The sequence below is a fragment of the Streptomyces sp. NBC_00490 genome (assembly GCF_036013645.1).
GTDB classification, from domain to species: Bacteria; Actinomycetota; Actinomycetes; order Streptomycetales; family Streptomycetaceae; genus Streptomyces; species Streptomyces canus_F.
This window is the reverse complement of the sequence record NZ_CP107869.1, coordinates 8,762,828-8,783,699: the sequence shown is the minus strand read 5'-3', so window position 1 is coordinate 8,783,699 and position 20,872 is coordinate 8,762,828. Positions and strand designations below refer to the sequence as shown.

At 71.3% G+C, this 20,872-nt stretch carries 19 protein-coding genes and 1 tRNA gene; 9 read left to right on the top strand and 11 right to left on the bottom strand.

What is annotated here, in order from left to right:
• The first annotated feature begins 65 nt into the window (after positions 1-65).
• The 3 genes from OG381_RS40015 (at position 66) to OG381_RS40005 (ending at position 4,087) form a co-directional block, all read left to right on the top strand.
• Entirely contained in the window at positions 66-1,196 is a 1,131-nt protein-coding gene (locus OG381_RS40015; protein WP_327720857.1) for a glycoside hydrolase family 19 protein, read from the top strand.
• A gap of 15 nt (positions 1,197-1,211) precedes the next feature.
• A complete protein-coding gene (locus OG381_RS40010) occupies positions 1,212-1,991 on the top strand; it encodes an NPP1 family protein (protein ID WP_327720856.1) in 780 nt (259 codons plus the stop codon).
• 134 nt (positions 1,992-2,125) lie between these two features.
• Positions 2,126-4,087, top strand: a complete 1,962-nt coding sequence (locus tag OG381_RS40005) for a right-handed parallel beta-helix repeat-containing protein (RefSeq protein WP_327720855.1) — start codon at positions 2,126-2,128, stop codon at positions 4,085-4,087.
• A 53-nt stretch (positions 4,088-4,140) separates the two neighbouring features.
• Here the strand turns inward: OG381_RS40005 and OG381_RS40000 are convergent.
• Positions 4,141-4,214: transfer RNA gene (locus tag OG381_RS40000), tRNA-Pro, on the bottom strand.
• A gap of 72 nt (positions 4,215-4,286) precedes the next feature.
• The gene (locus OG381_RS39995) at positions 4,287-5,729 is read right to left on the bottom strand and encodes an MFS transporter (RefSeq protein WP_327720854.1); all 1,443 of its coding nucleotides are present in this window, start codon (positions 5,727-5,729) and stop codon (positions 4,287-4,289) included.
• Positions 5,730-5,903: 174 nt separating this feature from the next.
• Here OG381_RS39995 and OG381_RS39990 point away from each other — a divergent pair, with 174 nt between their 5' ends.
• The 3 genes from OG381_RS39990 to OG381_RS39980 are packed head-to-tail and all read left to right on the top strand — an operon-like array spanning position 5,904 to position 8,206.
• Positions 5,904-6,482 (top strand): TetR/AcrR family transcriptional regulator, encoded by a 579-nt coding sequence (locus tag OG381_RS39990; RefSeq protein WP_327720853.1) that lies wholly within the window; start codon positions 5,904-5,906, stop codon positions 6,480-6,482.
• 34 nt (positions 6,483-6,516) lie between these two features.
• On the top strand, positions 6,517-7,434 hold the full coding sequence (locus tag OG381_RS39985) for an alpha/beta hydrolase fold domain-containing protein (RefSeq protein WP_327720852.1): 918 nt from the start codon (positions 6,517-6,519) through the stop codon (positions 7,432-7,434).
• A 28-nt stretch (positions 7,435-7,462) separates the two neighbouring features.
• Complete coding sequence (locus OG381_RS39980) at positions 7,463-8,206, top strand: MBL fold metallo-hydrolase (protein WP_327720851.1); 744 nt, start codon at positions 7,463-7,465, stop codon at positions 8,204-8,206.
• Positions 8,207-8,271: 65 nt separating this feature from the next.
• Here the strand turns inward: OG381_RS39980 and OG381_RS39975 are convergent, their stop codons facing one another.
• The 7 genes from OG381_RS39975 to OG381_RS39945 all read right to left on the bottom strand — a co-directional run bounded on the left by OG381_RS39975 (position 8,272) and on the right by OG381_RS39945 (position 14,867).
• Positions 8,272-9,606: an MFS transporter gene (locus tag OG381_RS39975; protein ID WP_327720850.1), complete on the bottom strand. Its 1,335-nt coding sequence runs from the start codon at positions 9,604-9,606 to the stop codon at positions 8,272-8,274.
• 114 nt (positions 9,607-9,720) lie between these two features.
• On the bottom strand, positions 9,721-10,671 hold the full coding sequence (locus OG381_RS39970; protein WP_327720849.1) for a VOC family protein: 951 nt from the start codon (positions 10,669-10,671) through the stop codon (positions 9,721-9,723).
• Entirely contained in the window at positions 10,668-11,726 is a 1,059-nt protein-coding gene (locus OG381_RS39965; RefSeq protein ID WP_327722679.1) for a 4-oxalomesaconate tautomerase, read from the bottom strand. Before OG381_RS39965 ends, OG381_RS39970 begins: the two co-directional genes overlap by 4 nt.
• Before the next feature lie 32 nt (positions 11,727-11,758).
• The gene (locus OG381_RS39960) at positions 11,759-12,463 is read right to left on the bottom strand and encodes a 4-carboxy-4-hydroxy-2-oxoadipate aldolase/oxaloacetate decarboxylase (protein ID WP_327720848.1); all 705 of its coding nucleotides are present in this window, start codon (positions 12,461-12,463) and stop codon (positions 11,759-11,761) included.
• Entirely contained in the window at positions 12,460-13,209 is a 750-nt protein-coding gene (locus tag OG381_RS39955; RefSeq protein ID WP_327720847.1) for a PIG-L deacetylase family protein, read from the bottom strand. The genes OG381_RS39960 and OG381_RS39955 overlap by 4 nt, the downstream gene beginning before the upstream one ends.
• Positions 13,210-13,254: 45 nt before the next feature.
• Entirely contained in the window at positions 13,255-13,905 is a 651-nt protein-coding gene (locus OG381_RS39950; RefSeq protein WP_307023386.1) for a GntR family transcriptional regulator, read from the bottom strand.
• 107 nt (positions 13,906-14,012) lie between these two features.
• Positions 14,013-14,867, bottom strand: a complete 855-nt coding sequence (locus OG381_RS39945; RefSeq protein WP_327720846.1) for a LysR family transcriptional regulator — start codon at positions 14,865-14,867, stop codon at positions 14,013-14,015.
• Positions 14,868-14,935: 68 nt separating this feature from the next.
• Here OG381_RS39945 and OG381_RS39940 point away from each other — a divergent pair, with 68 nt between their 5' ends.
• Positions 14,936-15,928, top strand: a complete 993-nt coding sequence (locus OG381_RS39940) for an EamA family transporter (protein WP_443061975.1) — start codon at positions 14,936-14,938, stop codon at positions 15,926-15,928.
• A gap of 620 nt (positions 15,929-16,548) precedes the next feature.
• Here the strand turns inward: OG381_RS39940 and OG381_RS39935 are convergent.
• A complete protein-coding gene (locus OG381_RS39935; protein ID WP_327720845.1) occupies positions 16,549-17,256 on the bottom strand; it encodes a response regulator transcription factor in 708 nt (235 codons plus the stop codon).
• Between the two features lie 38 nt (positions 17,257-17,294).
• Positions 17,295-17,786 (bottom strand): MarR family winged helix-turn-helix transcriptional regulator, encoded by a 492-nt coding sequence (locus tag OG381_RS39930; RefSeq protein ID WP_327720844.1) that lies wholly within the window; start codon positions 17,784-17,786, stop codon positions 17,295-17,297.
• 364 nt (positions 17,787-18,150) lie between these two features.
• Here OG381_RS39930 and OG381_RS39925 point away from each other — a divergent pair, with 364 nt between their 5' ends.
• Both OG381_RS39925 and OG381_RS39920 read left to right on the top strand, forming a co-directional pair.
• Positions 18,151-19,185, top strand: coding sequence for a zinc-dependent alcohol dehydrogenase (locus OG381_RS39925; RefSeq protein WP_327720843.1), 1,035 nt, complete (start codon positions 18,151-18,153; stop codon positions 19,183-19,185).
• Between the two features lie 137 nt (positions 19,186-19,322).
• Positions 19,323-20,804, top strand: a complete 1,482-nt coding sequence (locus OG381_RS39920) for an MFS transporter (protein ID WP_327720842.1) — start codon at positions 19,323-19,325, stop codon at positions 20,802-20,804.
• Positions 20,805-20,872: the final 68 nt, after the last annotated feature.

The window sequence follows — 20,872 nt, the reverse complement described above, 5'->3', positions numbered from 1 at the left end:
TTCACGGGTCAGCACCGCCACCTGCGACGCACTCACCCCCACACACCCCAGGAGCGTCCTCAGCCATGCCCCTCTCCGATCGCACAAGATCCCGCACCCGGCTCACGATCCTCGGCACACTCCTCGCCGTCCTCGCCGCCCTGTTCACCTTCACCGCGACGCCCGCCCAGGCGGCCACCGGCTCGATCACCGGCCTCGCGGGCAAGTGCGTCGACGTCGCGGGCGCGAGCAGCGCCGACGGCACCGCCGTACAGCTCTACGACTGCAACGGAACAGGTGCCCAGATCTGGTCCAACTCCGGTGACGGCACCCTGCGCGCGCTCGGCAAGTGTCTGGACGTCGTCGACCGCGGCACCGCCGACGGCGCGGCCATCCAGTTGTGGGGCTGCTCGGGCGGCGCCAACCAGCAGTGGGTGGTCACCGCGGCGCGCGACATCGTCAATCCGGCCGCGAACAAGTGCCTGGACGTCCGGGACAACAGCAGCGCCAACGGCACCCGGCTGCAGCTCTGGACCTGTTCCGGAGGGGCGAACCAGAAGTGGAACGCGCCCGCGAGCGGCGGAGGCACCACGCCGTCCGGGTTCGTCGTCTCCGAGGCCCAGTTCAACCAGATGTTCCCGAACCGGAATTCCTTCTACACCTACGGCGGCCTCACCGCGGCCCTCAGCGCCTACCCCGGCTTCGCGGGCACCGGCAGTGACACGGTGAGGAAGCAGGAGGCGGCCGCGTTCCTGGCCAACGTCAACCACGAGACCGGCGGACTGGTCCACATCGTCGAGCAGAACACCGCCAACTACCCCACCTACTGCGACTGGAGCCGCCCGTACGGCTGCCCGGCGGGCCAGGCCGCCTACTACGGCCGCGGACCGATCCAGCTCAGCTGGAACTTCAACTACAAGGCCGCGGGCGACGCCCTCGGCATCGACCTCCTGGGCAACCCCTGGCTGGTGCAGAACGACTCGGCCGTGGCATGGAAGACGGGCCTGTGGTACTGGAACACCCAGTCCGGGCCCGGCACGATGACCCCGCACAACGCCATGGTCGACCAGGCCGGCTTCGGGCAGACGATCCGCAGCATCAACGGCTCCCTGGAGTGCGACGGCAAGAACCCGGCCCAGGTACAGAGCCGCGTCGACGCCTACAACCGGTTCACCTCGATCCTCGGCGTCGCGCCGGGCGCCAACCTCTACTGCTGACAAGGCGGCCCGAAGATGACCGAGTCGAAGTTCCGGTTCAGACCCCTCGCCCAGGCGCTCCTCGGCGCGTTCGGCGCGCTGACGTTCGTCGTGGCCGTCCCGGCCACCGCCCACGCGGACGTGCTGACCCTGCTCCCCCAGAACGCCGACGGCCTGGAGCAGACCTTCTCCCCCGCGTACGACTACGACCGCGACGGCTGCTACGCCACCGCGGCGATCGGCGCCGACGGCACCCTCAACCCCGGCCTCAAGCTCGGCGGCGACGTCAACGGCAAGTGCCACGACCCCGCCCAACTGGCCAACGCCAACACCTACTCACGCGCGAAGTGCAACAACGGCTGGTGTGCCGTGATGTACGCCAGCTACTTCGAGAAGGACCAGGCGACGCTCGGCCCGGCGGCCATCGGACACCGGCACGACTGGGAGCACGTCGTGGTGTGGGTCAGCAACGACCAGGTCCAGTACGTGTCGGTGTCCCAGCACAGCGGCTACCAGGTGGCCGCCCGCTCGGCGGTCCGCTTCGACGGCACCCACCCGAAGATCGTCTATCACAAGGACGGCATCTCGACCCACTGCTTCCGCTTCGCCGGCGGCAACGACGAACCGGCGGAGAACGCCACCGGCAGCTGGTTCTTCCCCCGGCTCGTCGGCTGGAACGGCTATCCGGCCGGCTACCGCGACAAGCTGACCAGCGCGGACTTCGGCTCGGCGACCCTCAAGATCGACGACGGCGACTTCCCGTACCACCTCGCCGCCTCGAAGCCCTCGGGTATCCCCTTCGACCCGTACGCATGACAAGCGGGGGGCGCGGTCCGCCTACTTTGGTAGCCGCCGTGCCATCCGAGGATGGTTCTTCCCTCGACGATCGCCCGATGCCCGCCATCTCCCGCTTCCCCCAGGGTGAAGACACAACTCACCCTGGGGGAAGCATGGTGATCCTGCACAAGCGGACGAGAGCGGGCGCGCCGACCGCGGTGGCGCTGGCGATGGCAGCGGCGATGACGGCCCTACCGACCTCGGCGTCGGCCGAACAGCCCACAACAGAACCGCAGTTGTACGTCGCCCCGTGGGGCAAGGACTCCTGGCCCGGCACCCTGGACCACCCCTTCGCCACCCCGGCACGCGCACAACAGGCCGCGCGCACCCGGGCACCGGAGAGGACGTCCGGCCTGGTGGTGAACCTGCGTGGCGGGACGTACACCCTCAAGAAGCCGCTGCGGCTGTCGGAGGCCGCTGGTGACTCCGGGGTGATCTACCAGGCGTACGGCTACGGAACCCCGCGGCAGGAGCGGGTCACCCTCAGCGGCGGCCGCCGGATCTCCGGCTGGCGACCGGACCCGGGGTCGCGTGGGTTCTGGCGCGCGGACGTGGGCGGTCTGGAGACCCGGCAACTCTACGTCGACGGGCGCCGCGCCACCCGGCTCTCCCGCGAGGGCGCCGGCTTCGACGGCACGCTGAAGGTGACGAAGAAGGGCTACGTCACCACCAGCGCAGTGCCGCGGAGCTGGAAGAACCCCGCCGACATCGAGTTCGTCTACCGCGGCGGCTATGTCGAGGGCCGCTGCGGGGTCGCCGCCGTCTCCGGCACCGCCATCACGATGGACCAGCCCTGCTGGGACCTTGCCCAAGCCCTTTACGGGGGGCCGGAGTTGCTGACGGAGCCGACGGCCGTCGAGAACTCACCCAGCTTCCGGCCCGAGCCCGGCAGCTGGTACCTCGACCGCTCCCGCCCCGGTCACCACGAGCTGCTGTACTTCCCGCGCGCCGGTCAGGACATGCGCCGCGCCGAGGTGATCGCCCCGGTCCTGGAGAACCTGGTCACCGGCACCGGCCGACCGGGCCGCCCCCTGCACGACGTCGACTTCCGGGGCCTGACGTTCGCGGACGCCACCTGGCTGGCGCCCAGCGAGCCCGCCGGGTTCCCCTCCGCGTGGAGCATGTATCTGCGCCCCGGAAAGGGCGACGACGCGCGGCTGCTGACGGTGCCCGGTGCGGTCGCCTTCCGCACCGCCGAGCGCATCACGCTGGAGGGCAACCGGTTCACCCGTCTCGGCGCCCAGGCACTGGAGCTGTCGCGGAACAGCTCGTACAACACCGTCGACGGAAACCTCGTCGACGACGTCTCCGACGGCGGCATCCTGCTCGGAGTGGCCCCGCCGGACCAGAAGGGCACCAACCGCGGCAACCGGATCACCAACAACCGGATCCACCACATCGGCGCGGAGTACCACGCCGCCTCCGCCATCTGGGACACCGCGACCCAGCACACCACCATCGCGCACAACCAGGTCGACCACGTCCCCTACACCGGCATCCTGTCCGGTCCCGCCGACGACCTGCGGGGCATCATGCGCGGCAACCGCATCCTCGGCAACCGCGTCTTCGCGACGAACCGGCTCCTGGCCGACGGCGGCGGCATCTACCTGCGGGGCGAACAGGGCACCTCGTTCGCCGACGGCGCCGTCATCAGCGGCAACGCGGTGACCAGCAGCAGGTACGGCGAGTGGAACGTCGGGATCTACACCGACGACAGCACCAACTGGACCACCGTGGACGGCAACGCGGTCTACGACTATGTCGCCGCCATCGGCGGATGCAGCGAGGAATGGGGCGACCGCCCCGTCCGCCACGTGCGCTACCGCGGCAACTTCTGGGACGACGCGGTGCCCTCGTGGCTGGAGCGGCGGGACTTCCCCGGGGCCTGGCCCCCGGCCGACAAGGAACACCCCGACGAGGGGTGCGGAGACCCGCACGATTTGGAGTTCACCGGCAACACCCTGCTCCCCTCGCGCGACCCCGGACAGGCCTGCGCGGCCGACACCCGCTGCGCCGCCGTACTGGCGAGCGCCGGACCGCTGCCGCAGTACCGGCAGCGGCTGGGCCTGCGCTGACGGAACGACGAAGGGCCCTCGCGGGCTGCTGCCCGCGAGGGCCCTTCACACCGTCGGGACGACAGGATTTGAACCTGCGACCCCTTGACCCCCAGTCAAGTGCGCTACCAAGCTGCGCCACGTCCCGGTGCGACTCCCCCGGACGAACCGCGGGAACACGCAGGTAAACCCTACCGCATGGACGTGACGACGGCGGACGTCAGCCGCGTACGGCCGCCGGCCGGCCGGCCTCCGACGGTTCGCCCGTGGCCCGTGCCGTCCCGGTCGCACGGCCCGCCCGGCGGACCGGCACCAGCAGGGCGGCCAGGGCGGCGGCCAGGCACAGGACCGCGAGCAGGGTGAAGCCGTGGGTGTAGCCGGAGCCGTACGGCAGCCCGGAGGGCTGGAGCCGGCCGGTGACCAGGACGCTCGTGACCGCGGCGCCGATGGAGCCGCCGATGGTGCGGATGTTGGCGTTCATACCGGTGGCGGCGCCGGTCTGCTCGGGCGGCACGCTGCCGACGATCAGGTTGGCCATCGAGGCGAAGGCCAGTCCGATACCGAGGCCGAACACTCCCGCGACGACGGCGATCTGCCACTGCGCGGCGTGCCAGAGGGCGAGGAACCCGAGGGCCACCGCGCCGAGCGCGGCGCCGGTGGTGAGCAGTGCCTTCGCCCCGACCACGGGTGCCAGCCGGCCGCTCAGGATGCCGGAGCAGAACATCGCCAGCAGCATCGGCAGCATCAGCAGTCCGGAGGTCGTGACGCTCGCGCCGAAGCCGTACCCGGCCGAGCTCGGCGTCTGCACGAAGGCCGGCAGGAAGGACCAGAGCGCGTACATGCCCGCGCCGAAGAGCAGCGCGACGGTGTTGGTCGTCCACACCGCGGGCAGTCGCATGATCCGCAGGTCGATCAGCGGGGAGCGCGAGCGGGCCTCGGCCAGCAGCCACAGCGCGAACAGGACGACGGCCACGGCGAACAGGCCGAGCACCCGGGCCGACCCCCAGCCCCAGGTGCCCGCCTGGCTCAGCGGCAGCAGCAGGGCCACCAGCCACGCCGACAGCAGGACGGCGCCGAGCCAACTGACCTTGCCCTCGGCCCGGTTGGGTGACTCGGGTACGTAGCGCAGGGCGATCAGAGTGGTCGCCGCGACGACCGCGACGGGGATCCAGAACAGCCAGCGGTAGTCGAGCGCGGAGACGATGGGTCCGGCCGCGACGATGCCGACGCCGCCGCCCGCGGCGATCACGGCGGACAGGTTGCTGATGCTGCCGGGGACCTCGGACGGGGCGAACTCGTCGCGGATGATGCCGAAGGAGAGTGGGAACAGGGCGCCGCCGACGCCCTGGACGACCCGGGCGACGATCAGCATGCCGATGTTCGGCGCGAGGGCGGCGAGCAGACAGCCGGCCAGGACGACGAGCAGGACGGCGACGAGGGTGCGCTTCTTGCCGATCAGGTCGCCGATGCGGCCGAGGATCGGGGTGAAGACCGAGGCGGACAGCAGATACGCCGTCATCACCCAGGTCGATGTGGACTGCGAGGTGTGCAGCGCGTGCTGGACGGTCGGCAGGGCCGGCGCGATCAGCGACTGCAGCATGGCGAAGACGCCGGCACCGGTCGCGAGGACCGCGAAGGTGAGGCGGGTGGACGTGCGGGGCATGGAGAGCCTCTCCGAACACAGAGTGCGGCCGGAGCCTCGTGGGAAGCGGTCGCGGAAAGGGCAGGGACGCACCTCGACTGATAAAGTGGAGGCACGCCTCCACTCTAGCGGAGGCACACCTCCGCTTCAACCCGGAACGGAGGTAGACCTCCGTTTCAGCCCCGGGAGGCTTCCGTGACCGCCCAGCCGTCCCCCGTCAGCGAGATCGTCGCGGCCCGCCGTCCCACCCGGAAGGACGCCGCCCGCAACTACGACGCCCTGCTGGCCGCCGCCCGCGAGGCCTTCGCGGAGCACGGGGCGGAGGCCTCCCTGGAGGACATCGCCCGGCGGGCGGGCGTCGGCATCGGCACGCTGTACCGGAACTTTCCCACCAGGCGCCATCTCTTCGAGACCGTGTACGCGGACGAGGTGAACACCCTGGTGCGGGTCGCCGAGGAGGTGGCCGACCGGGAGCCCTGGGAGGCCCTGACCGCGTGGCTCGACCGGTTCGCGGACTACATGGTGACCAAGCGCGCCGTCCGCGAGGCCCTCAATGACGAGACGGAGATCTTCGCCGCCTGTCGCACGTCGATGTACGGCGCCGGCACCCCGCTGCTCGAGCGGGCCCAGCGGGCGGGCGAGGCGCGCACCGACATGGACTTCACCGATCTGCTGCGCATGGTCGCGGGCATCACCGCGACCTCCTTCGACGACGACGCCCAGCGCAGACGGGTCATGTCGATCGCCCTGGACGGCGTCCGCACGAAGGTCTAGCTTCTCCTTGCCTGACTCAACTAAGTTCGGCCGTATGCCCCTCTTGGCTCGACCCCCGATCGCCGCCCTCGCGGCCAGGGCGATGCAGCGAACGACCCGGCTGGCCGGCCGGCGTCTGACCATCTCGTCGTACGCCCGATTCCCCGAATTCCCGCGCAAGGTAAGGGAGTTGACGATCCCGACGTCGGTCGCCCCGGCCCGCGCCACGGTCTATCTGCCGACCGTCACCGAGGGTGCGACGCCCGCGGTGCACGTCAACTTCCACGGCGGTGGATACGTCATGACGCTGACCGAGCTGGACGACCCGCTGTGCCGGTTCCTGGCCGCGGAGGCCGGCGTGGTGGTGATCAACGTGGACTACGTGGTCGCCCCGCAGCACCCGTTCCCGGCGCCGGTCCGGCAGGCCTACGAGGTCGTCCGCTGGGTCGCCGAGCACGGCACCGAGCAGGGCTGGGACGGCGGCCGGCTCACGGTGGGCGGGCAGAGCGCCGGCGGCGGGCTCGCGGCAGCCGTGGCCCGCCAGGCGCTGGAGGAGGCCGGGCCCGGGATCGCCCTCCAGGTCCTGCACTATCCGCCGCTCGACCTGGCCACCGGCGCCCGGCACAAGAGGGCGGCCGTCGCCCGGCCGATGCTGCGGCCCTGGATGGCCGACGTCTTTGACACCTCGTACATCCCGGACGTACGGCTGCGCCGCGACCGGCTCGCCTCCCCCGCGCACCCGTCGGACACCGCCGACCTGAAGGGCATCGCCCCGGCGCTGATCGTCACGGCCGAGTACGACCTCCTGAAGGCGGAGGCGCAGCGCTACGCCGACCGGCTGCGACCCCTGGGCGCGCTGGCCGGGCACCATGACGTGACCGGCGCCGACCACGGTTACGACGGCAAGGACGAGGTGAAGGCACGGGAGTCGTACGCGCTCATCGCCCGGCACCTGCGGGAAGCCGTCGGGTGACGACCGAGCCGAACTAAGCTCCTGGGCCATGCGATTGACAGTTCTCGGCGGCTGCGGCGCCTGGCCCACCGCCACGCAGGCATGCAGCGGCTACGTGGTCGAGGACGACGGCTTCCGCCTCCTCGTCGACCCCGGATACGCGACGCTGCCGCGCCTGTTGACGCGCCTCACGGTCGACGCCGTGGACGCCGTCCTGGTCAGCCACGGCCACCCCGACCACTGCGCCGACCTCAATCCCCTGCTCCGCGCACGGGGGTTGAGCGACGATCCGCCGCCCGCGCTGCCGGTGTACGCCCCGCAGGGTGCCCTCGACGCCGTGCTCGCCCTCGACAAGCCCAGCATGCTCGCCGCCGCCTACCGCCTGCACGAGTTCCGTCCCGGTGGCCGGCTGAGGATCGGCCCCTTCACCGTCGGCACCCGGCTCCTGCCGCACTTCGTGCCCAACGCCGGCCTGCGGATCAGCACTCCGGAGGCCGTGCTGGTCTACACCGGGGACACCGGTCCGAGCGAGGACATCCCGCGCCTCGCCGAGGGTGCGGATCTCTTCCTGTCCGAGGCGACGTACGTCCACCGGGTCCCGTCGCCCGGCGACGCCCCGTATCTGCTGACCGCGCGCCTGGCCGGCCGGTACGCCCGACAGGCGGGCACGGCAAGGCTGTTGCTCACGCACCTGTGGCCGGGCACCGACACGGCGGCGGCTCTGGAAGCGGCCGGTGAAGCCTTCGCCGGCCCCCTCGGCATCGCCGCCCCGGACCTCGTCGTGGATCTCTGACATGCCGGAAGCCGGTCGCCGCAGCGCATGCGGTGACCGGCTTCCGTCCTTGCCCCTCGCCCCGGTCAGTGGGCGCCGACCAACTCCTGGTCCGCACCGCTCCGCGCGGCCGGCCTGGAGCCGCGCAGTGCGGCAATGCCGATGAAGACCATGGACGACAGTCCGGCGATCGCGAAGGCGGTGAAGCCGAACTCCCCGTTGCCCGCGGCGAGCAGCTGGCCGCCGAGCCACGGGCCGAAGACGGCGCCGAAGCGGCCCATGCCGGAGGTCCAGCCGACGGCGGTGGCACGGCTGTCCGGGGTGGAGGCGATCGAGACCGTCGCGTAGATCATCGTCTGGGCGCTGTTGAGGAAGACTCCGGTGAGGAAGACGACCGCCATGGTCACGCCCATCGGCATGTGGACGCTGAGCAGGAAGACGCCCGCGGCGGTCAGCGCGAACCAGAGTGCCGAGATGCGCGGGGCACCGAAGCGGTCGGCGGCCCGGCCCGCGACGAGCATGCCCACGATGCCGCCGAGGTTGAAGACGACGACGAAGGTCAGCGCGTTGGCGAGCTCGTAGCCCTCGGCGCGCATCAGGGTGGGCAGCCAGGTGGCGACGCCGTAGACGAGGAGCAGTCCGCCGAAGGAGGCGAGCCAGTACAGCAGGGTCTGGATCCACTCGCCGCCGCGGAACAGGTTGAGCAGCGAGTTCCAGCGCTCGGCCGCGGCCTGCCTGCCGCCCTTGGCGGCGGGCAGTGCGACCTCGTACCGCTCGGCCAGCGCGCGGGCCTCCTCGGTGCGGCCCTTGGCGACGAGGAAGCTCAGCGACTCGGGCAGGAACCGGGCGAGCACCGGCGCGAAGAGCAGCGGGAGCACGCAGACCCAGAAGGCGGCGCGCCAGCCGACGGGGTCGATGAGCCACTTGGCGACGTAGGCGGAGAGGATGCCGCCCGCGTGGTGGGCGGTCATCAACAGGCCGATGACGAGGGCGCCGCGACCGCGCGGGGCGTAGTCGGAGACCATGCTGATCGCGGTGGGCAGCAGGCCGCCGAGGCCGATGCCCGCCAGGGTGCGGCCGAGGCCGAAGACCTCGACGCTGCCCGCCATGGCGCAGACGCCGGAGGCCAGCGAGAAGAGGGTCACGCAGCCGACCATGAGCTTCTTGCGGCCGATGCGGTCGGCGACGGTGCCGGCGGTGAGCGCGCCGATCAGCATTCCGAAGGTGGCGTAGGAGCCGAGGTCGCCGGCCTGGTCGGCGGTGAGGCCGAAGGTCTTCGTCTCCAGCAGGTGCGGCAGCACCGAGCCGTAGATGAACATGTCGAGGCCGTCGAAGAGCACGGCCAGCCAGCACAGACCGACGACCAGGAGGGCCAGTCTGCTGCCGCGGGCGGACAGAGCGGGGGAGGGGGAGGAAGACATCGTTGGTTACCTCTCGTGCTTGGTGCGCTAGACGCTAAGGAGCCGCCCGCCGAGAGTCAACGTTTTTGTCAACAATCTCATCGACAATCATCGGCGGGCGGCCCTTTGCCCAGCTCAGACCACCGGTGGCGTCCCGTGCGTGTGGAACGACTCAATGGTCTGCAGACCCCAGGCCTGCCCCTTCTTGCGCTCCTCCTCGGTCCAGGTGATCAGCGGCCAGTCGGGCGCGAGGACGAGCCGCGTGAGCGGGTTGCACAGCTCGACGCGGTTGCCGCCCGGCTCGTAGACGTAGAGGAAGAACGTCTGCTGGATGGCGTGCTTGTGCGGGCCCGTCTCGATGAACACCCCGCTGTCGATGGCGAGATCGGCCGCGCGCAGGATGTCCTCGCGGGAGTCCGTCGCGAAGGCGATGTGGTGCAGCCGCCCGGTGCTGCCGGTCCAGTCCGAGGTGTAGACGACGTCGTACGACTTGTTCGTGTACGTCAGCCAGCGCGCCGCGATCCTCCCGCTGTCCAGCCGGATCTGCTCGGTGGGCCGGGCGCCGAGGACGTTCTGCTGGAACTCGGCGTTGGCGAGCACGTCGGCGGCGAGGAAGTTGACGTGGTCCAAGCGCCGTACGCCCACGCCCCGGTTGGGTTTGGCCTGCGGCTGGTTCTTCAGCGCGGGCCTGAGCTCGTCGGGGGCCCGGTAGTGCTCGCTCTCCCAGTACAGGGCGTGTTCATGGCCGTCCGGGTCGGTCGTGACGTAGAGGCGGCCGATACCCGGTTCGTCCTCGACCCATTTGCCGGTGCCTCCCGCCGCCTCGATCGCTTCGATGCGGCGGTGGAGGGCCTCCTCGCTGGAGGTGCGCAGGGCGAGCCGGCCGAGGCCGGGCTGTTCGCGGGCGGTGAGGACCAGGCTGTGGTGCTCGTAGTCGTCGAAGGTCCGCAGCCGGACGGTGTCGCCGTCCTGTCCGTTGACCGTGAGGCCCAGGTAGTCGGTGAAGAAGCCGACGCTGGCGTCCAGGTCCGGGGTGAACAGCTGGGCGTGGCCGATGTGCGCGATGTCGCCGAGCGGCGGAGTCATCGGTGACCTCCTTGGGGTCGTGCGGCAGCCCGGGGGAAGACGCTGCCGTCGAAGATCTTGCGGGCCGTGCGGACCACGGCCGTGCGGCGGGCGGTGGGAAGGCCTTCGGGGGTGGTCCCGAGGCTGCTTTCGATGTCGAGGAATCCGGTGGGATGTTCTATGCGCATCCGATCGCTGCCGGGCGGCAGCTCCGCGAGATCCGCCCCCACACTGCCGTCGATCCGCAGCCCGGCGGCCACACTGGCCGCGCCGAGCACACCGATCGACGTGTGACAGCGCACCGGTATGAAGGTTCGGGTGGTGACCGCGCCGCCGTCGCGGGGCGGGGCGAGGAGGGTGAGCTTGGGGACGGTGGTGTCCGAGACGTCGCCCAGGCCCATCAGCCGGCCCGCCTCCAGGCGGATCCGGCGCAGCCGGTCGGCGAGCGTCAGGTCCTCCTCCAGGTCCTTGGGCGACTCGTACCCGGTGACCTTCAGCGAAGTGGCGGCGATCAGCACGGTCGGCATCCCGTTGTCCACGCAGGTCACCTGGACGCCGTCGATCTCGTCGCGGACGCTTCCCGTAGGCAGCAGTTCGCCCGCGCCGGCCGGGAACTCGATGACCACCGGAGCGGCTGCGCCCGGCACGCCGGAGATCCGTGCGTCGCCGGTGTAGTCGACCCGGCCGCCCGGAGTGGGGAAGGTCGCCGTGGCGTGGTCGCCGGTGTTGACCATGCGGATCCGGACGGAGGTGCGCTCCTCCCCCGCCGGGACCAGTCCGCGCTCGACGGCGAAGGGGCCGACGCCCGCGAGGATGTTCCCGCAGTTCTGACGGTCACTCACCTCCGGTCGGTCGACGACGACCTGGAGGAAGAGATAGTCGACGTCTGCCTGCGGATCGGCGGACGGCGAGACGACGGCCACCTTGCTGGTGAGCGGGTGCGCGCCGCCCAGACCGTCGATCTGCCGCTCGTCCGGACTGCCCATGATGCGCAGCAACAGGTCGTCGCGCAGGGCGGGTTCGGCGGGGAGGTCGCCGGCGAGGAAGTAGGCGCCCTTGGAGGTGCCGCCCCGCATCAGCAGACAGGGCACCTCCTCGGGCACGGAGGTCACGAGGTCTCCCCCGCGTACTCCTCGTACGACCGGTACTCGACGCCGAGCCGCTCGAGGGTGTCCCGCAACCCGTAGCGGTCCAGGCCGAGTTGGCCCTCGATGAAGGCGGCGCGGGTGGCGGCCTCCTTGGCCTCCCGGGCCTCGGCCTTCAGAGCCGTCTCCCGGGCGCGCTCACGCGGGACGACCACGACGCCGTCGTCGTCGGCGAGGATCACGTCGCCGGGGCGGATCACCTGGCCGTCGATGGCGATCGGCACGTTGACCGAGCCGCCGGTGGCCTTGACCGTGCCCTGCGAGGAGACCGCGCGCGACCAGGCGGCGAAGCCCATGTCGCGCAGTTCCTGGGTGTCGCGGATGCCGGTGCCGGTGACGACGCCGCGTACCCCGCGCTGCTTCAGGGCGGTCGCGAACAGCTCGCCGAACAGGCCGTCCGTGCACGGCGAGGTGGTGGTGACGACCAGGATGTCGCCCTCGCCGCACTGCTCGACGGCGGCGTGGATCATGAGGTTGTCGCCGGGCCAGCTGAGCACGGTGACGGCCGTACCGGCGACCCGTACGCCCTGCTGGACGGGGCGGATCTCCGGGCCCAGCAGGCCGGTTCGGCCCATCGCCTCGCTGACGGTGGCCACGCCGTACTGTGCCAGCGCGTCGACGTCCTTCAGGTCCGCCTTCGGCGGGTCGGTGACGATCACGCCGCTCACGCCAGCTCCTTCGCGATCTGCGGGTAGGGACGCATGTACGCCTCGGCCATGGTCTTGTGGGCCAGGCCCAGGTTCGGGCCGGCGTTGCGCTTGAGCTGGACGCCCCGGCGGACGGCGAGGTCGGTGTAGTAGTCCCACAGGTGCTGCTGGGCCGCCAGGCACTCCATGGCCTCGCGCTTGGTGTCCCAGACCTCGGTGATGTCGAGGAGGACCTCGGGCTTGAAGCCGCTCATCTCGGGCTGGTGCGGCTCGAAGAAGAAGACCGGCGGGGCGCCGATGATCTCGCCGGGGCCGGGGTAGCCGATGGCCTGCGCCAGGACGCGGGCCTCCAGGGCCATGCGGCTGGCGGCCGGGTGGTCGCCGTTGTACGGGTCCTCGACGGGGTGGGTGAGCACGACGTCGGGCTGGGTGTCGCGGTAGACCTCGACGAGCCGGTCGGTCAGTTCGGGGGTGACCAGCAGCGGGTAGTCGCCGGCGTCGAAGAAGCGGACCTCGGCGCCGAGGGTGGCCGCGGCCCGCTCCGCCTCGTCCCGGCGTATCGCCTTGATCTCGTCCAGCTTCCTGCCCTCGCGCCACGCCTTGGCGGACTCACCGCGCTCACCGAAGGTCAGACAGGCGATGGTGACCTTCTCGCCGCGGGACGCCGCCAGGGCGATGGCGCCACCCGCACGCCACACGAAGTCGCCGGCGTGCGCGGTGATGACAAGTGTCGATCGTGGGCCGGCGGGCGCATTGGCCTGGGTCATGCTGAAATCTCCTTGCTGACAAGTGGGCGCCCGCCCCGCACGTGATCAGTCGCGCAGCGCCTCGATCACGCTGGTGAGGTGGGCGCGGACGGCCGTCTCGGCCGCCTGCGGGTCCCTGGCCCTGATCGCCTCGATCATGGTCAGATGCTCGTTCAGGGATTGCTGCGGACGCCCCGGACGCAGCGCCAACTGGAAGCGGTGACGGACCAGTTGGGCATTGAGCCGCTCCAGCAGTTCCTGTGCGGTCTGCTGGCCGGAGAACTCCCGGATACGGACGTGCAGTTCGTGGTTGAGCTCGGAGTAGGTGACCGGCTCCCCGTCGGCGACGGCCTTGGACATGGCCGTACCCAGGTCGGTGAGTTCGACCAGCTGCTCGTCGCTCGCCGCGACCGACGCCTTCGCCGCGCACAGCCCTTCGAGGACCATCCGGCACTCGGTGATGGCGACCGCTTCGTCCACGGTCACCACCCGCACCCGTGAACCACGGTTGCGGATCCGCTCCACGAGCCCCTGGGACTCCAGATCGATGAGTGCCGCGCGGATGCTGGCCCGCGTCACACCGAACTGCTCGGCGAGCTCGTTCTCCACCAGCCGCTGCGCCGGTGCCATCTCGCCGTGCAGGATCGCCTGCCGCAGCTGCGCGAGCGCATGCTGCTTGGCCTGCTCCCCGGTGCTCGGACGGGCTTCTTTCGGCATCGTGCCCTCCCTGAGTGAGTGCCTGTCGAACCTAAATCTAGCCAGACAACATTGTCAACAATTTTGTCCGCTGTATTGCAGGCATGCTTGTCGTCCATGGTCGCAGCTCAGCCCTCGCGATACAGCGTCGTGAGCAGTTCCCTCACCGCCGGCAGGGCCGGATGCGGGTCGTCCCGCCACCACGCGAGCCGCACGGCGATGGGCTCGCCGTCGCGCACCGGCCGGTACACGACACCGGGGCGCGGGTACTGGTTGGCCGTCGACTCCGGCGTCATGCCGACACAGCGGCCGGTGGCGATGATGTTCAGCCAGTCGTCGACGTCCTGCGTCTCCTCGGTGGCCGGGCGGACCTCCGGCGGCCACAGGTCAGCGGTCGCGGTACCGGTACGCCGGTCGACGAGCAGGACGCGCCCCGCCAGGTCGGCCAGCCGCACGGACCGGCGCCGGGCCAGCGGATCGTCGGCGGCCATCGCGCACAGCCGCCGCTCCAGGCCGACGATGACCGACTCGAACCGCCGCTCGTCCACGGACCGGCGTACGACGGCCAGGTCACAGGCGCCCTCCGCGAGACCGGCCGTGGCCGAGTTGACCCGGACCAGGTGCAGGTCGGTCCCCGGATGCTCCCGGCTCCAGCGGCGCTGGAAGGCGAGGGTGTGCCGGCCGAGCGCGGACCAGGCGTAGCCCATGCGCAGATGGGCGTGGCCCGAGGTGGCGTCCCGGACCAGGTCGTCGACCTCGGCGAGCACCCGCCGGGCATGCGCGAGAACCCGCAGGCCGGTCGGGGTCGGGGTCACTTCGCGCGAGGTACGCCTCAACAGCCTTACCCCGAGAGCCCGTTCGAAGGAGGCCAGGGTGCGGGAGACGGCCGCCTGGGAGACCCCGAGGGCCAGGGCGGCGTCGGTGAAGGTGCCCTCGTCGACGATGGCGACGAGACAGCGCAGCTGGCGGAGGTCCACATCCATGACTCCAGCGTATAGATAGGCCGGGCCATGCATTTTGCGCAAGTGTCGAGGGAGCGCACGATCGGCCCATGCAAGAGGCACCCGCACGCCCCGCGGCCACTCCCCCGCCCACCACCGGGCCGTCCCGGACGAGCCCGGCCGGGGTGGCCACCATGGTGGGCAGCGGCCTGTCCAACCAGGTCGGTGCCGCGATCGGTTCGCTCGCCTTCCCCGTCATCGGCCCCATCGGGGTCGTCGCGGTCCGCCAGTACGTCGCGGCGGCCGTCCTCCTCGCCGTCGGCCGGCCCCGGTTCCGGTCGTTCACCTGGAGTCAGTGGTGGCCGGTACTACTGCTGGCCGTGGTGTTCGGGACGATGAACCTCTCCCTCTACACCGCCGTCGACCGCGTCGGCCTGGGGCTCGCGGTGACCCTGGAGTTCCTCGGCCCGCTGGCCATCGCCCTGACCTCCACCCGGCGGCGCGTGGACGTGTGCTGTGCGCTGCTGGCGGTGGCGGGTGTCGTCACGCTGATGCGCCCGCGCCCCTCCGCCGACCATGTCGGCATGGGCCTCGGCCTGCTGGCCGCCGGGTGCTGGGCGGCGTACATCCTCCTCAACCGCAGCGTGGGCCGCCGCATCCCCGGAGCGCAGGGCTCGGCCGCCGCGGCGGCACTCTCCGCCCTGATGTTCCTGCCGGTCGGGATCGTCGTCGCCGTGCGGCACCCGCCGACGGCGTGGGCGGTCGGCTGCGCGGTGGCCGCCGGTGTGCTGTCCTCAGCAGTTCCCTACCTCGCCGACCTGTTCACGCTACGCCGGGTACCGGCCCCGGCGTTCGCCCTGTTCATGAGCGTCAACCCGGTCCTGGCGGCCATGGTCGGGTGGATCGTCCTCGGCCAGCGACTGGGCCGACCGGAATGGGCGGGCATCGCAGCCGTCGTCACGGCGAACGCGCTGAGCATCGGTACCTCCCGCAGAACGGCCCGGCGCCCCGCCGACAGCACCGCCGATCACCCGCGACCCCGTCGAGGCCGCCCCCGCCCGCTCGCGGCGCACCCACACCGACCTCCGAAAGACACGCCCTGAGCGCCAGGCGACACGCGCATGCCCCGTGCATCGGAACCTCCCACAGGACGGCCCAACGCCCCGCCGACAGAGCCGCGATCCACGCCGCCGATCACCCACGACCCCATCACGGCCGACCCGGCCCGCTCGGCGCAGGCGCGCATCCGCACCGACCTCCGAAAGACACGCCCTGAGCGCCAGGCGACAGGCGAACGCGCCGAGCGTCGGAACCTCCCACAGGACGACCCGGCGCCCCGCCGACCGCCCCCGTCACGGCACCCACACCCGCTCGACGCAGCCGCGCCCCCGCGCCCCCGCGCCCGCCTCCAGAAAACACTCCATGAGCGCCCAGCGACAGGCGAACGCCCCGAGCATCAACACTTCCCACAGGAGAGCCCGGCGCCCCGCCCGCAGTACCGCGATCCACACCGCCGATCACCCAGGACCCCGTCACGCCCCCGCCCGCTCGACACAGCCGCGCACCCGCACCAGCCTCCGGAAGACCCGCCCCGACCAGTCCGAGCAGCATCCGGTGCGATACCGCGCCCCACCAGGCGCGCGGGGCTGTCGCCGGAATGCCGCTCCGGCCCTGGCCAGCCCCGGCGACCCACACGTTCACCCCCGCCCTCCCAGCGGAGCGCTCAGCCGCCCAGCCAGTAACCGAACCCCCGGCGCGTATGGATCAGCGCGGGTCCCTCCTCGTCCACCTTGTGCCGCAGTCGGGAGACGAGCTTCTCGATCGCCTGGTGTCCTCGGAACTCGCCCCACACATGCCGGCTGATCTGCTCCTTCGACAGCACGCGCCCCGCGTTGGCGAGCAGATGGCGCAGCAGCCGGTACTCGGCGGGCGTGAGGTCGAGCGGCCGGGGTCCGCGGCGGGCGCGGCACGTCGTGTCGTCCAGGAGCAGGTCGCCGTATCCGGGCATCCCGGGGCGCGGCCCGGGACATCGGCGGCGCAGCAGTACCTGCGCCCGGGCCAGTACCTCGGGGACGCGTACGGGTTTGATGACGTAGTCCTCCTCGCCCGGGCCGAGTTCGGGCAGGAGCCGGTGCAGGGAGTCGCAGGAGGCCAGGAAGAGCAGTGGGGGCCGGTCCGCGGGGGCCATCCGCCGGCCCCGGGCGAGGTCCGGCAGGTCGGGCAGGGCGGCGTCCAGGACCACCAGGTCGAACCGCTGCCGGGTGAGCCGTGCCATGCCCTGGGCACCGGTGGCCGCGGTGCCGACCTGATATCCGGCCAACTCCAGTGTGGTGGTGAGCAGTTCGGCGTCGCCGGGGTCGCCCACGACGACCAGGACGTGCTGTCCGTCGCCTCGTGGTGGTGACGGTTTCTCCAGGAGATGTGCGTACATGGCACGACCAATCGTGGGGGGATACGACGGCGGTACGGTCAGGCGGAGAGCGGCGGGCCGACAGGGTCCTCGGCATGGTCGGTGAAGTCGTCGACGAGTCGGCGGAAGAGGCGGGCCAGTTGTCGCAGGTCGTCCTCGGACCAGTCGCCCAGGGCCTGTTCGAGGTAGCGGCGGCCGACCTCGCGGATCCGGCCGACCGCGGCCAGACCCGTGTCGGTGAGCTGGACGCGCTGGGCCCGGCGGTCCTCCGGGTCCGCGATCCGGATCACATAGCCGCCCCGCTCCAACTGCCGTAGCTGGCGGGTGACATGGGAGGCCTCCACGGAGAGCCGGACCGCCAGCACCCCGGGACGCAGCGGCTCGCTCTCCGCGATGTGCCGCAGAATCGCCACGGCCGCGCGGTCGAGCGGGACCCCGGCCATCGCCATGAGGCGCTCGTGCCGTCGACTCCGCCCGGCCAGGTAGGCGACCCGGCTGAGCACTCGCTCTATCTCGGCCAGGGTCGCCGGGGCCGGCGCTTCTGCGGTCATGACACCACCCTAGAGGTACTTGCCTAACTTAAGCAATGTGCTGTTGGTTGCTTGACTTAAGTAACACGACCGTGCTTGCCTAACTCAAGTAAACCGGTGCGCATGGGACGGGGTGCTCGACCACTCCCGACCACGCACACCCGGACCGGGGCCGCATTGAGCGGATGCGGCCCCTTGCGCCCGACCCGTGGGGACGGGGTACGGCGCGGTCACCGGGCCCGGCGGACGGGCCACTCCCCCCTGCCCTCCGCCGGTCCCGGTGCCGTTCACGACGCCGGTCGGGTCGCCCTTGTGCCCGACCGGTCAGGACGTGCCCGAGTCCGGTCACACCTCTTCGCAGTACCTCCAGAAAGCGAGACGCTCCATGGCCACGATGAAGTCCGTCCTCACCGCCAAGGACAAGGTCGACGTGCGGGACGTCGAGCGCCCCACCCCCGGCCCCGCGGACGCGCTCGTCAGGGTCCGCGCCTGCGGGATCTGCGGCACCGACACCTTCTTCCTCCATCTCGGCGGCATGCCGGCCGGTGCCGACGGCTCGATGCGGGCGATCCCGCTGGGCCACGAGCCCGCCGGCGAGATCGTCGAGGCCGGCGCCGAGGTCACCGACGTCAAGGTCGGCGACCGGGTCGTGGTGAACCCGCAGGGCGTGCCCTCCGGGATCATCGGCTGCGGCGGCGCGCACGGCGCCATGAGCGAGTACCTGCTGATCGAGGGCGTCGAGACCGGTAAGAACGTCACGGTCTTCCCCGACACGGTGCCCTTCGAGGTCGCCGCGCTGAACGAGCCGATGGCGGTCGCCCGGCACGCCGTCAACCGCTCCGAGGCGAAGCCCGCCGACAAGGTCGTCGTCTTCGGCGCCGGCCCCATCGGACTGGGCGCAGCCATCTGGCTGAAGCTGCGGGGCGTGGAGCACGTCGTGGTCGTCGACATCATTCCCGAGCGCCTCGAGACGGCACTGGCGGTCGGCGCCGACGCCGTCATCAACTCTGCCGTGGAGAACGTCACCGAGCGGCTGACGGAACTGCACGGCCGGGCCGCCAACGCCCTCGGCCAGCCCCGCCCCGGCACCGACATCTACGTCGACGCCGCCGGCGCCGTCTTCCAGGCCGTCGTCGACAACGCCAAGTGGCACGCCAAGCTGGTCATGGTCGCCGTACAGAAGAAGTCCGACGCCATCGACCTCGGCGGCATGCTGCGCAGCGAGCTGACGCTGATCGCCTCGCAGGGCTATCCGACCGAGATCTTCGAGGTCACGCCCGAACTCATCGAGCACCACGAGCGGTTCGCCCGGCTGATCAGTCACCGGGTCCCGTTCGGCGAGGTCGAGCGGGCCTTCGAGCTGGCGCTGACGCCGGGGGCCGCGGAGAAGGTGGTCGTCACGTTCGACGGCGAGGCGTGAGCGCTCCGTCGGCGCCGCGCCTCCCCCTCCCGGACCCCCGAACTGCCCGTATGACCCCCCATTCGCTTGCTTAAGTCAAGCAACACATTTATGGTTGAGTAACTCAAGCAATCCTTCTGGTTCACGGAGGCCCTGCCATGTCCGACGCCCTTGCCCGACCCGCCGCAGCGGGGGCCGCCCCGTCGCGGTCGAACGCCGTCGTGGCGGTGCTGGCCTTCGCCGGGATCGTCGTCGCGCTGATGCAGACGCTCGTCATCCCGATCGTCCCCGAACTGCCGAAGCTTCTTGACGCCTCGGCGTCGAACACCGCCTGGGCGGTCACCGCCACCCTGCTCGCCGCCGCCGTGGCCACCCCGGTGGTCGGACGCCTCGGCGACATGTACGGCAAGCGCCGCATGCTCCTGGTCAGCATCGTCCTGCTGATCTCCGGCTCGGTCGTCTGCGCACTGGCCGACTCCGTGATCCCGATGATCGCCGGACGCGCCCTGCAGGGCCTGGCCGCCGGTGTCATCCCGCTCGGCATCAGCATCATGCGCGACGTACTGCCCGCCGAACGGCTCGCCGGGTCCACCGCCATGATGAGCGCCTCGCTCGGTGTCGGCGGCGCCCTCGGCCTGCCCTCCGCCGCCTTCATCGCCGACAACTTCGACTGGCACATCCTCTTCTGGGCCTCCGCCGCCCTGGGCGCCGTCTCCTTCCTGCTCGTGCTGCTGATCGTGCCCGAGTCCGACGTGCGGGCCGCCGGCCGCTTCGACCTGGTCGGCTCGCTGGGCCTGTCCGCCGGACTGGTGACCCTGCTGCTGGCCGTCTCCAAGGGCGGCGACTGGGGCTGGACGTCCGCAGGCATCCTGGGCCTCGGCATCGCCTCGGTCGTGATCCTGCTCGCCTGGGGCCGCTACGAGCTGCGCAGCAGCCAGCCCTTGGTGGACCTGCGCACCACCGCCAAGCCCCAGGTGCTCTTCACCAACCTCGCCTCGGTCGCGCTCGGCTTCTCGATGTTCGCGATGTCCCTGGTCCTGCCGCAGCTGCTCCAGCTCCCCGAAGCCACCGGCTACGGCCTCGGCAGGTCGATGCTCACCGTCGGCCTGGTCCTCGCCCCCCAGGGCATCGTCATGATGGTCATGTCCGGCGTCTCCGCCGCCATCACCAAGGCCAAGGGCCCCAAGCTCACCCTGATGATCGGCGCCCTGATCGTGGCCGCCGGCTACGGCCTCAACATCGTGCTCATGTCGCAGGTCTGGCACCTCGTCCTGGTCTCCTGCGTCATCGGCGGCGGCATCGGCTTCACCTACGGCGCCCTGCCCGCCCTGATCATGGGCGCGGTCGACCCCACCCAGACGGGTGCCGCCAACAGCCTCAACACCCTGATGCGCTCCCTGGGCACCAGCTTCGCCAGCGCCATCGCCGGTGTCATCCTCGCCCAGATGACCACCGACTTCGGCGGCTACGCACTGCCTTCGGAGAACGGCTTCAAGGTCGTCATGGCCCTCGGCGCCGGAGCGGCCCTCCTCGCCTTCCTGATCGCCACCTTCATCCCGGCGAAGCGGGCCGCTGTCCCGGCGGAGGCGCCGCAGGACAGTCCGAGCGAGGCGGCGGAGGTCACGGGCGCCAAGGCCTGAGGCACGTCGACAGCACGGGTCCGCCCCCGGAGTTCCCTACTCCGGGGGCGGACCCGTGTTCTTCCACG

What these genes read in the sequence shown, in the direction of transcription:
- OG381_RS40015 (WP_327720857.1), top strand. Translation starts at nt 66, where the DNA reads ATGCCCCTCTCCGATCGCACAAGATCCCGCACCCGGCTCACGATCCTC.
- OG381_RS40010 (WP_327720856.1), top strand. Translation starts at nt 1,212, where the DNA reads ATGACCGAGTCGAAGTTCCGGTTCAGACCCCTCGCCCAGGCGCTCCTC.
- OG381_RS40005 (WP_327720855.1), top strand. Translation starts at nt 2,126, where the DNA reads ATGGTGATCCTGCACAAGCGGACGAGAGCGGGCGCGCCGACCGCGGTG.
- OG381_RS39995 (WP_327720854.1), bottom strand. Translation starts at nt 5,729, where the DNA reads ATGCCCCGCACGTCCACCCGCCTCACCTTCGCGGTCCTCGCGACCGGT.
- OG381_RS39985 (WP_327720852.1), top strand. Translation starts at nt 6,517, where the DNA reads ATGCCCCTCTTGGCTCGACCCCCGATCGCCGCCCTCGCGGCCAGGGCG.
- OG381_RS39980 (WP_327720851.1), top strand. Translation starts at nt 7,463, where the DNA reads ATGCGATTGACAGTTCTCGGCGGCTGCGGCGCCTGGCCCACCGCCACG.
- OG381_RS39975 (WP_327720850.1), bottom strand. Translation starts at nt 9,606, where the DNA reads ATGTCTTCCTCCCCCTCCCCCGCTCTGTCCGCCCGCGGCAGCAGACTG.
- OG381_RS39970 (WP_327720849.1), bottom strand. Translation starts at nt 10,671, where the DNA reads ATGACTCCGCCGCTCGGCGACATCGCGCACATCGGCCACGCCCAGCTG.
- OG381_RS39965 (WP_327722679.1), bottom strand. Translation starts at nt 11,726, where the DNA reads ATGCGGGGCGGCACCTCCAAGGGCGCCTACTTCCTCGCCGGCGACCTC.
- OG381_RS39955 (WP_327720847.1), bottom strand. Translation starts at nt 13,209, where the DNA reads ATGACCCAGGCCAATGCGCCCGCCGGCCCACGATCGACACTTGTCATC.
- OG381_RS39950 (WP_307023386.1), bottom strand. Translation starts at nt 13,905, where the DNA reads ATGCCGAAAGAAGCCCGTCCGAGCACCGGGGAGCAGGCCAAGCAGCAT.
- OG381_RS39945 (WP_327720846.1), bottom strand. Translation starts at nt 14,867, where the DNA reads ATGGATGTGGACCTCCGCCAGCTGCGCTGTCTCGTCGCCATCGTCGAC.
- OG381_RS39940 (WP_443061975.1), top strand. Translation starts at nt 14,936, where the DNA reads ATGCAAGAGGCACCCGCACGCCCCGCGGCCACTCCCCCGCCCACCACC.
- OG381_RS39935 (WP_327720845.1), bottom strand. Translation starts at nt 17,256, where the DNA reads ATGTACGCACATCTCCTGGAGAAACCGTCACCACCACGAGGCGACGGA.
- OG381_RS39930 (WP_327720844.1), bottom strand. Translation starts at nt 17,786, where the DNA reads ATGACCGCAGAAGCGCCGGCCCCGGCGACCCTGGCCGAGATAGAGCGA.
- OG381_RS39925 (WP_327720843.1), top strand. Translation starts at nt 18,151, where the DNA reads ATGGCCACGATGAAGTCCGTCCTCACCGCCAAGGACAAGGTCGACGTG.
- OG381_RS39920 (WP_327720842.1), top strand. Translation starts at nt 19,323, where the DNA reads ATGTCCGACGCCCTTGCCCGACCCGCCGCAGCGGGGGCCGCCCCGTCG.